At 74.1% G+C, this 12,736-nt stretch carries 12 protein-coding genes; 6 read left to right on the forward strand and 6 right to left on the reverse strand.

Going from position 1 to position 12,736, the window contains the following annotated elements; all coding sequences use genetic code 11:
• The first annotated feature begins 51 nt into the window (after positions 1-51).
• Positions 52-321 carry a hypothetical protein gene (locus tag ACZ6Y1_RS27595; protein WP_469635376.1) on the forward strand — a complete coding sequence of 90 codons (270 nt, stop codon included), beginning with the start codon at positions 52-54 and terminating at the stop codon, positions 319-321.
• Between the two features lie 59 nt (positions 322-380).
• Here ACZ6Y1_RS27595 and ACZ6Y1_RS27600 read toward each other — a convergent pair whose 3' ends face one another.
• The 3 genes from ACZ6Y1_RS27600 to ACZ6Y1_RS27610 are packed head-to-tail and all read right to left on the reverse strand — an operon-like array spanning position 381 to position 3,409.
• Positions 381-1,601, reverse strand: coding sequence for a CaiB/BaiF CoA transferase family protein (locus ACZ6Y1_RS27600; RefSeq protein WP_469635379.1), 1,221 nt, complete (start codon positions 1,599-1,601; stop codon positions 381-383).
• Positions 1,602-1,652: 51 nt separating this feature from the next.
• Positions 1,653-2,444, reverse strand: coding sequence for an ABC transporter permease (locus ACZ6Y1_RS27605; protein WP_469635383.1), 792 nt, complete (start codon positions 2,442-2,444; stop codon positions 1,653-1,655).
• A complete protein-coding gene (locus tag ACZ6Y1_RS27610; RefSeq protein WP_469635386.1) occupies positions 2,441-3,409 on the reverse strand; it encodes an ATP-binding cassette domain-containing protein in 969 nt (322 codons plus the stop codon). The genes ACZ6Y1_RS27605 and ACZ6Y1_RS27610 overlap by 4 nt, the downstream gene beginning before the upstream one ends.
• Before the next feature lie 73 nt (positions 3,410-3,482).
• On the opposite strand from ACZ6Y1_RS27610, the gene ACZ6Y1_RS27615 reads away from it, so the two are divergent.
• A complete protein-coding gene (locus tag ACZ6Y1_RS27615) occupies positions 3,483-4,211 on the forward strand; it encodes a TetR/AcrR family transcriptional regulator (RefSeq protein ID WP_469635389.1) in 729 nt (242 codons plus the stop codon).
• A 14-nt stretch (positions 4,212-4,225) separates the two neighbouring features.
• Here the strand turns inward: ACZ6Y1_RS27615 and ACZ6Y1_RS27620 are convergent, their stop codons facing one another.
• A complete protein-coding gene (locus tag ACZ6Y1_RS27620; RefSeq protein WP_469635609.1) occupies positions 4,226-5,350 on the reverse strand; it encodes a type ISP restriction/modification enzyme in 1,125 nt (374 codons plus the stop codon).
• Positions 5,351-5,500: 150 nt separating this feature from the next.
• Here ACZ6Y1_RS27620 and ACZ6Y1_RS27625 point away from each other — a divergent pair, with 150 nt between their 5' ends.
• Positions 5,501-5,668 carry a hypothetical protein gene (locus ACZ6Y1_RS27625; RefSeq protein ID WP_469635394.1) on the forward strand — a complete coding sequence of 56 codons (168 nt, stop codon included), beginning with the start codon at positions 5,501-5,503 and terminating at the stop codon, positions 5,666-5,668.
• Between the two features lie 19 nt (positions 5,669-5,687).
• Here the strand turns inward: ACZ6Y1_RS27625 and ACZ6Y1_RS27630 are convergent, their stop codons facing one another.
• A complete protein-coding gene (locus ACZ6Y1_RS27630) occupies positions 5,688-6,437 on the reverse strand; it encodes a GntR family transcriptional regulator (protein WP_469635398.1) in 750 nt (249 codons plus the stop codon).
• A 45-nt stretch (positions 6,438-6,482) separates the two neighbouring features.
• Positions 6,483-7,796 (reverse strand): homogentisate 1,2-dioxygenase, encoded by a 1,314-nt coding sequence (gene hmgA, locus ACZ6Y1_RS27635; RefSeq protein ID WP_469635402.1) that lies wholly within the window; start codon positions 7,794-7,796, stop codon positions 6,483-6,485.
• Between the two features lie 149 nt (positions 7,797-7,945).
• Between hmgA and ACZ6Y1_RS27640 the strand changes: the two genes are divergently transcribed.
• The 3 genes from ACZ6Y1_RS27640 to ACZ6Y1_RS27650 all read left to right on the forward strand — a co-directional run bounded on the left by ACZ6Y1_RS27640 (position 7,946) and on the right by ACZ6Y1_RS27650 (position 12,723).
• A complete protein-coding gene (locus ACZ6Y1_RS27640) occupies positions 7,946-10,084 on the forward strand; it encodes a right-handed parallel beta-helix repeat-containing protein (RefSeq protein WP_469635405.1) in 2,139 nt (712 codons plus the stop codon).
• A gap of 268 nt (positions 10,085-10,352) precedes the next feature.
• Positions 10,353-11,180: a cupredoxin domain-containing protein gene (locus ACZ6Y1_RS27645; RefSeq protein ID WP_469635612.1), complete on the forward strand. Its 828-nt coding sequence runs from the start codon at positions 10,353-10,355 to the stop codon at positions 11,178-11,180.
• A gap of 241 nt (positions 11,181-11,421) precedes the next feature.
• Entirely contained in the window at positions 11,422-12,723 is a 1,302-nt protein-coding gene (locus ACZ6Y1_RS27650) for a hypothetical protein (RefSeq protein ID WP_469635408.1), read from the forward strand.
• The last annotated feature ends 13 nt before the right edge of the window (positions 12,724-12,736 follow it).

The following is a 12,736-nucleotide window of genomic DNA, read 5'->3' on the forward strand; positions in this document are numbered from 1 at the left end:
ATAGGGTTAACCTGCCCGGGCCGGGTGCCCTCGTACGGGTGGGGAGAGATCATGGAACAGATAGCAATGCGCAGCAGGCCGCCACGCGTGCCTGCCATCACCTGCGGCAGCAGCGCGAGCAGTTCGCGCCTCGACCGCCACCTCGCCGTGCTGGGCGGACCCGCCGTCCCGCACCGGGAGACCGCCGAGGCGACCCTGCTGATGCGCGAGCTCACCTCCCGCGACCACACGCACCGTGTGCGGAGCCGGAGCGAGCGCGTCTCGCTCTTCGCCCCGCTGCGACGTCTGCGTCGCACGCTCTTCGGCAGCCGCCGGTCGTAACCTGCCCGTCCGGCCCCGCACCGCAGCCGTCGGCCGTCCCGGCCGCCGGTTCCCCGGCCCTACGCAACCACGCCCACCACACCGTCCCGGCGAAGGTCCGAGATCTGCGCGCCCGTCATCCCCAGGGCGCGCAGCAGGGCCTCGGTGTGCTCACCGAGCGCGGGCACCGCTCCCATGCGCGGTGCCGCGCCACCCGGCAGGCCGATCGGCGGCAGCAGGGCCCGCAGCGGGCCGGCCGGTGAATCCACCTCCCGCCAGCGGTCCCGGGCCGCCAGCTGCGGGTGCCCGGCGAGCTGTGCCACGGAGTTCAGCCGCGCGCAGGCGATGCCCGCCGCCTCCAGCCGCCCGATCGCCTCGTCCGCGCCCATCCGCCCCAGTGCCTCCGCCACCACCGCGTCGGTCTTCTCCCGGTTCACGGTGCGCGCGGCGTTCGTCGCGTACGACGGGTCCTCGGCCAGTTCGGGCCGCTCCAGTACCCGCACGGCCAGCCGCCGCCACTCGCGGTCGTTCTGCACGGAGAGCAGCACCCGGTCCCCGTCGGCCGTCGCGTAGGCGTCGTACGGCGCGATCACGGCGTGTGCGAGCCCCGTCCGTACGGGCTGTTCCCCGCCGTGCATCGTGTGGTGCAGCGGATGCCCCATCCACTCCGCGAGCGCGTCCAGCATGGACACCTCCACCCTGCCCCCGCGTCCCGTGACCCCGCGGCGCAGCAGCGCCGCGAGCACTCCCGAGAAGGTGTACATGGCCGCCGCGATGTCCGCGGCCGGGATGCCCGCCTTGACGGGCCGCTCGGGGGTGCCGGTCACCGACACCAGCCCCGCCTCGCACTGCACGAGCATGTCGTAGGCCCGCTTGTGCGCGTACGGCCCCTCCGCGCCGTAGCCGGAGACGTCCACTGCGACCAGCCGCGGATGGCGCGCGCACAGGGCGGCCGAGTCGATCCCGAGCCGGGCGGCGGCCCCCTGGGCGAGGTTCTGCACGAACACGTCGGCACCCGCGATCAGTTGGTGCAGGACCTCCAGGCCGCGCGGGTCCTTCAGGTCGAGCGCGATGGACTCCTTGCCGCGGTTGGCCCACACGAAGTGCGAGGCGAGACCGTGCGCGGCGGTGTCGTAGCCGCGCGCGAAGTCGCCGCCGTCGGGGCGCTCGACCTTGATCACCCGCGCGCCGAGATCGGCGAGCTGGCGGGTGGCGAAGGGGGCCGAGACAGCCTGTTCGACGGCGACGACGGTGATGCCGTCCAGCGGGAGCGGTTCGGGTGCGGCGCTTTCGGTGTCCATGGCACCGATGCCTATCCCGTACGACCCCGCCCTGTCACCCCCCGGGAGCGGTCAGCCCGCCGCGCCCCGGGCGAACCGCCGGGCCGCGAGCGGTGCGAACACCGCGAGCAGCAGCGCCGACCAGAGCAGCGCCCCCGCCACCGGGTGCGCGGCCGGCCAGGCGGCGCCCGGCGCGGGCTCCGCCCCGGCGTTCCCGCACAGGTCCCGTACGGCGGTGGCGACCGCGCTGATCGGGTTCCACTCGGCGACCGTGCGCAGCCAGCCGGGCAGCCCGGCCGTCGGCAGGTACGCGCTCGACAGCATGGGCAGAACGAAGGTGGCGCTGCCGAGCTGGCCCGCCGCCTCCTCGCTCCTGCTGAGCAGGCCGAGGCACGTGCCGGCCCAGGCCGCCGCGAAGCGGAACAGCAGGAGCACCCCCAGGGCGCCCAGCGCGCCGGGCAGGCCCGTCTCGACCCGCCAGCCCATCGCGAGCCCCACCAGCATCAGCGGCACCATCGAGACGGCGGTGGTCAGCAGGTCCGCCGCCGTCTGTCCGAGCGGGACGGCGGCGCGGCTCATCGGCAGGGTCCGGAAGCGGTCCGTCACCCCGCGGTGGGCGTCCTGCGCCGCGGTGAACATGCCGGTCATCAGGCCGTTCGCGGCGGTGGCGGCGAGCAGTCCGGGGACCAGGAACTCGCGGTACTCGGCGCCCGGCATGGCCAGCGCGCTGCCGAAGACGTAGCCGAAGAACAGCAGCATCGTGACCGGCATGGTCTGCGTGAGGATCAGCAGCGCCGGGGCGTGCCGGGCCTTCTGCAGCTGACGGGTCAGGACGGCGCCGCCGTCGGACAGCAGGGTGCTCATGCCGCGTTCTCCTTCGGGGGCGTGGGCGCGGGGACGCGCGTGAGGCGCAGGAACACCTCGTCGAGGGTGGGCGGGCGCAGGCTCGCGTCGGTGACGGGCACGCCGGCGGTGTCGAGTGCCCGGATGATCCGCGGCAGCGTCAGCCCGGCGTCGAGGACGGTCACCCCGACGGTGAGGCGCTCCGCGTCGAGCGCGGGCAGGCCGCCGGTGAGCCGGTCCAGTACGGCCGCCGCACCCGAGAGGTCCGCCGGTCCGGCGACGGTCACCTCGGCGCGGGCGCCGATCCGTGCCTTGAGCTCGGCGGGGGTGCCGTTCGCGACGGCCCGGCCGCGGTCGACGACCGTGATGTCGTCGGCGAGCCGGTCGGCCTCCTCCAGGTACTGCGTGGTGAGCAGCACCGTGGTGCCCTCCGCGGCGAGTTCCCGTACGGCGCTCCAGATCCCCTCGCGGGCCGACGGATCCAGGCCGGTGGTGGGCTCGTCGAGGAACAGCACGCCGGGGCGGGTGATCAGCCCGGCGGCCAGGTCGAGGCGGCGGCGCATCCCGCCCGACCAGGTCCCGGCGACCCGGTCGGCGGCCTCGCCGAGCCCGAAGCGCTCCAGCAGCCCGTCGGCGCGGGCCCGGCCGGCGGAGCCGCGCAGTCCGGCGAGCCGGGCGAAGAGGCGCAGGTTCTCGCGGCCGGTCAGGTCCCCGTCGACGGAGGCGTACTGCCCGGTGACCCCGATGGCGCGCCGGACGGCGGCCGGCTCCCGGATGACGTCGTGACCGGCGACGAGCGCGCGGCCGCCGGTGGGCGCGGTGAGGGTGGTCAGGATCCGCACGGCGGTGGTCTTGCCCGCGCCGTTGGGGCCGAGGAGGCCGCAGACCGTGCCCTCGGGCACGGCGAGGTCGAGCCCGCGCAGGGCGTGGACCTCCCCGTAGTTCTTCTCCAGACCCTCACTAAGTACAGCGTACGTAGTAGTCATGAGCGGCACCCTACCGCACTACGTACGGCGTACGTAACTAAGATGGGGGCGAGACGACGAGGTGATCCGAGCGATGACAGCCGGCGGCCGACCCGCTGAACCCGAAGTGATCTGGTCCCGCCCGCAACGGGCCGGCCGGGGGCCCAGGCCCGCGCACAGCCGCGAGTCGATCGCCGCCGAAGCGGTGCGCATCGCCGACGCGGAGGGGATCGAGGCCGTCTCCATGCGGCGCGTCGCCGCCGGGATCGGTGCCGGGACGATGTCCCTGTACAACTACGTGCCGCGCAAGGACGACCTGTACGAGCTGATGGTCGACGCGGTCAGCGGGGAGTACGCGTTCACGGAGCCGACCGGCGACTGGCGGGCCGACCTGCTCGCCCTCGCCCGCCAGACACGGGACCTGATGCACCGCCACCCATGGCTGCCGGGCCTCCTCAGCCCCGTGCACGGCTTCAGCCCCAACGCCCTCGCGTACCTGGAGCACAGCCTGGACTGCCTGGCCCCGCTGGACGTGCCGGACGGCGAGAAGCTGGAACTCGTCGCCGCCGTCAACGGCATGGTGTCCACCTACGTGGCGAGCGAACTGGCGCTGGCCGAGCGGGCCCGCTCCCTGCCCTGGAGCGAGGCCGCCGAAGCGGGCGCCCGGGCCGCCTGGCTCGGCTCACGGCTGGCCACCGGGCAGTACCCGCGGCTGGCCGCCGCCCTCACGAGCGCCCGGCCCGCCCCCGGACCGGGCCTGGACATGGCCGCCGTCTTCGACCGGTCGGTGTCCCGGCTGCTCGGGGCCTGGGGCGGCGCGTAGCCGTCACGTGCCGCTCAGAGCAGCGCGAACTGCCCGCCCGGGCCCTCCTCCTGGTGGTCCAGCACCGAGGCCGGGCGCCGCGCCGAACGCGGCGGCGGGAGCACCCCGGCCGCCCGCAGGCCGGCCGCGGGCAGCAGGGGGCCCGGCTCGAAGGCCGCCCGCTCCGGCGCCAGTCCCGCCAGCAGCGCCAGCGTCGTCACCAGCGCCAGCAGCTCCGAGGTCCAGGCCTGCGGCCACTGCGCCGGACCCAGCGCCGCCAGTCCCTCGGCATCCGGGGCGCGGTGCGCCACCCGGGCCGCGAACCACGCCTCCAGCACCCGCACGCCCTGCGCCTCGTACTCCCACGCCCCGGGCGGCACGGGCGAGACCGTGCCGTCGCCGACGCGCAGGGTCTCCGTCTCCGCGTCGTACGACAGCCCCTGCGGCCACGCCCCGACCGCCGAGCGTACGTACGGCCTGCGGCCGCCGGGCAGCCGGGGCGGCTCGCCGCCGCGCGCGCCGCGCAACTGGACGGTGAGCAGCCGGTGTCCCAGCTCCAGCCCGGCCCGCCAGCGCCCGGGATCGGTGCAGAGGGGGACCTCGTACCCCCGCGGCCCCGGGCGGCCCGCGGCGAGGACCCAGCACAGCAGGTCCTCCGGGGTCACCCAGCCGCCGTACCGCTCGCCGAGCAGGGGGAGCAGGCCCGGGGCGACATTGGGCTCGGCGCCGCCGGGACGCCGGTGCAGGGGCCTGATCCGCCCGAGCCGGCCGGCCGGGAGGTGCGCGCTGACCAGCAGCCCGGGGGTCTCGACGGCGAACAGCTGGTGCTCGTCCAGGACCCGCCACAGCTCCGGGCGGGCCGAGTCGATGAGCCGCTGGTCGGGCAGGAGCCACTGCTCGTCGAAGGGCTCGAGGAGCACCCGTACGGGCTCCGGGCACGGACCGGGCTCGTCCGCGAAACGGGCCGTGGCCGCCGAACGCTGCCCCGGCAGCGCGGCCGCGCCGGAGGCGGGCGTGCGCAGCCGGCTCGGGCGGAACAGCCGCTCCCGGTCGGCGCCTTCGGCACCGGTCAGGGCCGCCCAGCGGGCGCGCAGGGACGCGGGATCGGGCGCGGCCACCCAGTCCCGCCCCAGGCGCAGGCCCCCCACGGACCAGGGCATCAGATCGTCCAGCAGCGGTACGTCTTCGCTCACGCCGCCGATGGTAGCGACGGGGCCCGGCGGCCGGGCTGCGCCCAGGCCGAAGAGCTACGCTCCTTGTGTACGCGTATGACGGGTATGTCAGTAATCGGGATCGACCGAGGAGACGTCATGAGTCAGTACGACGAATACTCGACTCCGTCGCAGGCCGAGGGGGAGCGGCTCGACGAGGACATGGACCAGACCCAGATGCGGCAGACGCACCACCCGGAGACGATGCGCACCACGCCCTCCCAGGCCGAGGGCGAGCGGTCCGCGGAGGACGACGAGAAGCGGTAGTCGCAGCCGATGCTGGGTGTCAGTGCGCGTCGACCGTCACCGTGAAGGAGAACCGGTCGCCGCGGTAGCGGATCCGCGCCACGTCCACCACCCGGCCGTCCTCGTCGTACGTCACGCCCGTGTAGTGCAGGATCGGGCTGAGCAGCGGGACCTGGAGCAGCTCGGCCGTCTCCGGATCGGCGAGCCGGGCCTCGACCGTGTCCGTGATCCGGCTGATGCGCACCCCGACGACGTCCCGCAGCACCTTCGTCATCGGCCACCGTTCGAGATCGGCGAGCTGCACGGACTCGGCGAACTCCGGAAGGACGGCGTTCTCCGCCCAGTTGCTGGGCTCCCCGGTCTCCCGGTCCTGGCGCAGCCTGCGGTACGTGACCACCTCCGGGGTGTCCGGGAAGTGGTCCAGCAGCTCCCCGGACACCGCCGTCCGGCCGTGCCCGAGGATCGTCGTGCGCTCGCCCGACTGCTGGGCCACGATCGTGTCGACCGAGCCCAGCAGCCGCACCGGGGCGGCCCGCCGGGCCCCCGGTTCGATGAACGTGCCGCGCCGCCGGTGGCGGCTGATGAGCCCCTCGCCCTCCAGCTCCTTGAGCGCCTGCCGCATGGTCAGCACGCTCACCCCGTAGTGCTCGGCGAGCTGCTCCTCGGTGGGCAGCCGCAGCGAGGCGTCCGGAGTGCGGCCCAGTATCGAGGCGCGCAGCGACTGCGAGACCTGGTACCAGAGGGGAAGTTTCCGGTTCAGGACCAGCGAGTCGGGGGCGAAGGCGGTCACGGGTGGGTCTCCGTAGCGGCTGACAGGGGTGTTGTCCTGCGCATATTAGGCGCGGAAGTGGCGCTGGAGCCCCTGCCAGACGTCGTCGTATCCGCGCTGGAGGTGGTCCGCGCCGGCTGCCTGGGCGGTGGCGGTGATCGGCCAGCGGGTCTCGAACATGAAGGCCAGGCCGTCGTCGATCTTCTGCGGCTTCAGCTCGGCGGCGCTCGCCCGGTCGAAGGTCTCCCGGTCCGGGCCGTGCGCGGACATCATGTTGTGGAGCGAGCCGCCGCCGGGGACGAACCCCTCGGCCTTGGCGTCGTAGGCGCCCTCGATCAGGCCCATGTACTCGCTCATCACGTTGCGGTGGAAGTAGGGCGGGCGGAAGGTGTCCTCGCCGACCAGCCAGCGCGGGGCGAAGACCACGAAGTCCACGCCCGCCAGCCCGGGTGTGTCGGTGGGCGCGGTCAGCACCGTGAAGATCGACGGGTCCGGGTGGTCGTAGCTGATGGACCCGATCACGTTGAAACGGCGCAGGTCGTAGACGTACGGCACGTGGGTGCCGTGCCAGGCGACCACGTCCAGCGGGGAGTGGTCGTAGGTGGCCGACCAGAGGTTGCCGCAGAACTTGTTGACCACCTCCGTCGGGCGTTCGACGTCCTCGTACGCGGCGACCGGGGCCCGGAAGTCGCGTGCGGCGGCGAGCCCGTTGGCGCCGATCGGGCCCAGGTTCGGCAGCTCGAAGGGCTGGCCGTAGTTCTCGCAGACGTAGCCGCGGGCGTCGTCGTCGAGGAGCTCGACGCGGAAGCGGACGCCGCGGGGGATCAGGGCGACCTCGCCGGGGCCGGCGGAGAGCAGGCCGAGCTCGGTGCGCAGCAGCAGGCCGCCGCGCTCGGGGACGATCAGCAGCTCGCCGTCGGAGTCGCTGAAGACCCGGTCGGTCATGTCGGCGTTGGCGCTGTAGAGGTGGACGGCCATTCCGGTGCGCTGGGCCGCGTCGCCGTTGCCGCCCAGGGTCCACAGGCCGGCCAGGAAGTCGGTGCCGGGGGCCGGGTCGGGCAGCGGGTTCCAGCGCAGCCGGTTGGGGTCCGGGACGGTCTCGGTGAAGGGCGCGGTGCGCACGGCGCCGTTGTCGACGCGGGTGAAGGGCGGGTGCGCGGCCGAGGGGCGGATCCGGTAGAGCCAGGAACGGCGGTTGTGGGTGCGGGGCTCGGTGAAGGCGCTGCCGCTGAGCTGCTCGGCGTACAGGCCGAGAGCGGCCCGCTGGGGCGAGTTCCGGCCGAGCGGAAGCGCGCCGGGCACGGCCTCCGAGCTGTGCTCGTTCCCGAAGCCGGTGAGGTACTCCAGTGCCTCGGCCGTCTTCCTGGCCTGCTCGCTCATCTGCTGCTCCCGCTCCGTCGAAGGAATCCTATGCCCGACAGTAGGATTCCGCGCCCCGCGCGTCAACGGCGGGCGGGGCGCGGGGGTCGATCGGATTGGCCGCGCCGAGGGGGATCCCAAAAGATGAACAATGCTCTACTCTCACGCGCATGTCGTGGACCCGCAGGTCTCCTGCCGTGCCGGCGGCGCTCCTCGCCGCCCTCCTCGCCCTCCTGGCCCTCCTCGTCGCCGCGCCCGCCGCCGAAGCGCACGAGGAGCGCCCCGTCACCCTGCCCGACGGCAGCGGATCCGTACCCGAATACCGCACGGCGGAGCCGGACCTGCTGGTCTGCAAGACCGACCGGGCCGACTTCGAACGCCGGACATCCGCCTTCCCGCAGGCACTGCGGGACCGCAACCTCGCCCTGTTCGACCGGTGCGGGAAGAGCGGCTACCGCCACCTCCAGGAAGCCGTCGACGCCGTCGACCGGCCCGGGATGAACATCGCGATCCTTCCCGGCCTGTACGAGGAGGAGCCCTCCCTGGGCAAGCCGACGGGGGAGTGCGCCTCGCTCAAGGCTCCCAACTCCGCCCTCGGCTACCAGATCCTGAGCTACGAACAGCAGGTGGCCTGCCGCCACAACCAGAACCTCGTCGCGATCCTCGGCAAGACGAACCTGCAGATCGAGGGCACCGGCGCCGCGCGCACGGACGTCGTCATCGACGCCAAGTACCAGAAGCTGAACGCCATCCGCGCCGACAAGTCCAACGGCATCTACTTCCGCAACTTCACCGCGCAGCGCACCACCTTCAACTCACTGTACGTCCTGGCGGGCGACGGCTTCGTCATCGACGACGTGCTGACCCGCTGGAACGACGAGTACGGGTTCCTCACCTTCGCCAGCGACCACGGGCTCTACAAGAACTGCGAGTCCTACGGGAACGGCGACTCCGGCATCTACCCCGGCAGCGCCTCCAACATCAACGACGGCCGCGGCTACGACGTCCCCCGGTACTCCATCGAGATCACCGGCTGCCGCAGCCACCACAACATGGTCGGCTACTCCGGCACCGCGGGCGACTCCGTATGGGTGCACGACAACGAGTTCGACCAGAACATGGGCGGCGCCTCCATGGACAGCGCCTTCCCCGGCCACCCCGGACTCCCGCAGAACCACGCCAAGTTCGAGCGCAACCTGATCCACGACAACAACCAGGACTACTACGGCCACGTCGCCGACGGCACCTGCGCCAAGCCGCCGATCGAGCGCGGCTACGAGCGGGGCGTGGTCTGCCCCCAGATCTCCATGCCCCCGGGCACCGGCATCATCACCGCCGGCGGCAACTGGAACCTCTACGAGAACAACTGGGTATACGGGCACGAACGCGCGGGCTTCTTCCTCAGCGCCGTCCCCGCCTTCATCCGGGGCGAGGAGGCGTGGTCCAAGCAGACCGACACCTCCCACCACAACCGGTACGCGGGCAACGTCCTCGGCAAGGACAGGTCCGGAGCCGCCCGCCCCAACGGCATGGACGTGTGGTGGGACGGCCAGGGCCGCCGGAACTGCTGGCAGAACGGCCCCGACGGCTCCACCCCGGGCACGGTCCCCCAGTGCGGCGGAGCGCGCGGCGAGGTCTCGGGCGCCTCTGCCCGCCTGGTCGGCGAACCGGTCAAGCTGGTCCAGCTCCTCGTCTGCGCGGACTACAGCGTCCAGGCGCGCAAGCTCCCGGCCGGCTGCGACTGGTACGGCGCGCGCGGCCCGGAGCGGGTCGAGACCCAGATCGCGCTGGCCGTGGCGGCGGTGCTGCTCCTGGTCGGCGGGGTCCTGTGGCGGCGCCGCCTGCGCCCCTCAGGCCTCGCCACCGTGGCCTCCCTCCTCGGCCTCGCGGGCCTGGCCCTGGACGTGGCCGGCTCCACCATGCCGCTCACCGCGACCTTCGTCCCCGCGCTGGCCCTCCTCCTGCTCGGCCTGTGGTGGACGGGCGTCGGCATCGCGCTGCGGCCCACCCGCCCGTGGCTGGCCCGCCTGACCCTGCTGCTGGCCGGGCTGACCCTGCTGGACGCCTTCGACAAGGCGGTCCTGATGATCCCCTGGACCCCCCTGAGCCCCGCCTGGATCCGGGCCCTGGTCGCCCTGGTCTGGGTCCTGTGGGCCGCCGTCGCCTCGGCCCGCCCCGCCACCCCCGCCCGCCCGGCCGGCCCCGGCGGCGAACCGGCCGGCGACCGCTCCCCGGTCCCGGCGGGCCCCTCCCCGTCCCTGAGCGCGACCGCCCCCGAACCCCCGTCGGCCCCGGAGCCCACCGCATGACCCGCCACATCCCGGCGCCGACGGGCGCCCGGTTCACTGCCCGCCCGGCCGGTGGGTACCACCCGGCCGGGCGGGTCCTCCACGGAAGGGGAAGGGCGCTGTGAGCGACGACCGGTCCGGCGACCGTCCCGCAGGCCGTCCCGCCGACCGTCCCGCAGGCCGTCCCGCCGACCTTTCCGGCGAGCGGATCCGGTGCGACGCCTGTGCCGCCCGGCCCTGCACGCCGCGGCCGCCGCGCGGGCGCGCCAGAGCCGCCCGGGGCGCGGCGCTGCTCGCCCTCGTCCTGCTCCTCGCGGGCGGCGCGGCGACGGGCTGCGGCGGGCGGGCCACCACCCACCACAAGCCCGGCACTAGCCACGAGCAGGCCTCCGGCAGTGCGGGCACCCTGCTCACCACGGACGACGGCGCGGGCCACCGCCTCCGGGAGGTCCCTGCCGAGGGCGCGCCGGAGGTCCAGCTCGCCGCCCGCCCGGACTCCGAGGACGGCTGGAACCTCCAACTGACGGTGAAGAACTACCGCTTCACCCCGGACAGCACCGGCGGCGCAGCCCTCCCGGGCGCCGGCCACGCCCACCTCTTGCTCGACGGGAACAAGCTCGCCCGGCTGTACGGCCCCTGGTTCCACCTGTCCGCCGCGCAGGTCCCCGAGGGCACGCACACCCTGACCGTCCGGCTCTACGCCGACGACCACACCGCCTGGGCGGTGGCGGGCAAGCCGATCGAGGGCACGATCCAGCTCACCGCCGCCACCCCGGCACCCGGCGGCAGCCACAGCCACCCCCCGTCGGTGTCCCCGCCGTCCGCCCCGCCGGCTTCCCCGGCCGCGCCGGAGGCGGACCGCACGGTCACCGTCACCGTCCGGGACGGCAAGGTCAGCCCCGCCCCGGCCCGCACCGAGCTGCGGAAGGGCGAGCGCGTCGCCCTGCGCGTCACCAGCGACCGGGCGGACACCCTGCACGTACACGGCTACGACAAGGAACTCACCCTGCCCGCAGGCCAGGAGGCCACCCTGATCCTGACGGTCGACCGTACGGGCCTCTTCGAGGTCGAGACCCACGAGTCCGGCCTCGTCCTGACCCAGCTCCTCGTCCGATGACCCCGCACCCGAGGCCGCACGCCCACCCGCGGCCGTACGCGCACCCGCGGCCGTACGCGCACCCGAGGCCGTACGTGCACCCGCAGGCGCCGCCGTGGCTCCCCGGACTCGGGCCCGAGCCCGGGACGCCCGGCCGCGCCGACGGCGCGACACCGACCCCGGCCGGCCGATGGTGAGCCCCGTCGGGCCGGCGCCGGGGCCGGTCCCCCGCGCGAGCGGCGTTGGCGGCGTCGGCCAGGGCGTGGTCCAACACCCGGCCGATCCGCTCACCACACTCGCGCACGGGATCGGATCCCAGCACGACCTGCCGATCTCTCCCTTCTACGCGTTCGCCGGCGCCTTCGCCGCGCTGTTCGTCTCCTTCCTCGCGCTGGGCCTGCTCTGGTCGGCCTCCCGCTTCCGCGGAGACCGCTCGGGGCTCGCCCTTCCCGCCGCCTTCCAGAGGGCCGCCGACGCACCGGCCACCCGCACCGCCCTGCGCGCCCTCGGCCTCGCCGCCGCACTGACCGTCCTTCTCCACCTCCTCCTCGGTCCCGACGACCCCGCCCGCAACCCCGCTCCCGGCGCCGTCTACGTACTCCTCTGGGTCGGACTCGTCCCCGCCTCCCTCCTCCTCGGCCCCGTCTGGCGCCGGCTCAACCCGCTCCGCACCCTGCACCTCCTGCTCTCCCGGGCCCCGCACCGCCGCACCCCCGGCCGCTCCCTCCCGGCCCGGCTCGGCCAATGGCCCGCGGCCGCAGGGCTGTTCGCCTTCACCTGGCTCGAGCTCGTCGCTCCCGATCCCGCATCCACCACCACCCTCCTGATCGCACTCGCCCTGTACGCCACCGTCCAGCTGCTGCTCGCCGCCCGCTTCGGCGAGCGCTGGTTCGACGACGGAGACGCCTTCGAGGCGTACTCCACCCTCTTCGCCCGTCTCTCCCCCCTCGGCCGCCGCGCCGACGGCCGTCTCGTCCTGCGCAACCCCTTCCACGGACTCGACGCGACACCCGAGCGGCCCGGACTCGTCGCCACCGTCTGCGTCCTCCTCGGTTCCACCGCCTACGACGGCTTCTCCGACCACCCCTCCTGGATCGACACCCTTCAGACCTCCCCCCTCGGCCGCACCCCCACGGCCACCCTCGGACTGCTCGCTTCCATCGCCCTCGTCGCCACCCTGTACTGCCTCTGCGCGGCGGCCACCCGCCTCGTCAGCGGCCCGCACCCCGGCCCGCTGACCGCCTTCGCGCACTCACTGGTGCCGATCGCGCTCGGCTATCTCGTCGCCCATTACTTCTCCCTCCTCGTAGTCGAAGGACTACGCACAGTAATCATGGCACTGGGCACTGACAACGCCCCGGAACCCTTGTCGCCACTGGGTCCGGGCGGTCTCGCCGCCCTCCAGGTCCTCGCCGTCGTCACCGGTCACGTGCTCGGAGTCGTAGCGGCCCACGACCGCTCCGTACGTCTCTTCCCGCCCGCGAAAGCGGTGGCCGGGCAGCTCCCGCTGCTCGCGCTGATGATCACGTACACCCTCGGAGGGCTGAGCCTCCTGCTGAACTGACCCGGGACGAACG

The organism is Streptomyces sp. NPDC053432, assembly GCF_055585365.1.

Excerpts from the sequence above, each read along its gene's own strand:
- ACZ6Y1_RS27595 (WP_469635376.1), top strand. The coding sequence starts at position 52 with ATGGAACAGATAGCAATGCGCAGCAGGCCGCCACGCGTGCCTGCCATC.
- ACZ6Y1_RS27600 (WP_469635379.1), bottom strand. The coding sequence starts at position 1,601 with ATGGACACCGAAAGCGCCGCACCCGAACCGCTCCCGCTGGACGGCATC.
- ACZ6Y1_RS27605 (WP_469635383.1), bottom strand. The coding sequence starts at position 2,444 with ATGAGCACCCTGCTGTCCGACGGCGGCGCCGTCCTGACCCGTCAGCTG.
- ACZ6Y1_RS27610 (WP_469635386.1), bottom strand. The coding sequence starts at position 3,409 with ATGACTACTACGTACGCTGTACTTAGTGAGGGTCTGGAGAAGAACTAC.
- ACZ6Y1_RS27615 (WP_469635389.1), top strand. The coding sequence starts at position 3,483 with ATGACAGCCGGCGGCCGACCCGCTGAACCCGAAGTGATCTGGTCCCGC.
- ACZ6Y1_RS27620 (WP_469635609.1), bottom strand. The coding sequence starts at position 5,350 with ATGCCCTGGTCCGTGGGGGGCCTGCGCCTGGGGCGGGACTGGGTGGCC.
- ACZ6Y1_RS27625 (WP_469635394.1), top strand. The coding sequence starts at position 5,501 with ATGAGTCAGTACGACGAATACTCGACTCCGTCGCAGGCCGAGGGGGAG.
- hmgA (WP_469635402.1), bottom strand. The coding sequence starts at position 7,796 with ATGAGCGAGCAGGCCAGGAAGACGGCCGAGGCACTGGAGTACCTCACC.
- ACZ6Y1_RS27640 (WP_469635405.1), top strand. The coding sequence starts at position 7,946 with ATGTCGTGGACCCGCAGGTCTCCTGCCGTGCCGGCGGCGCTCCTCGCC.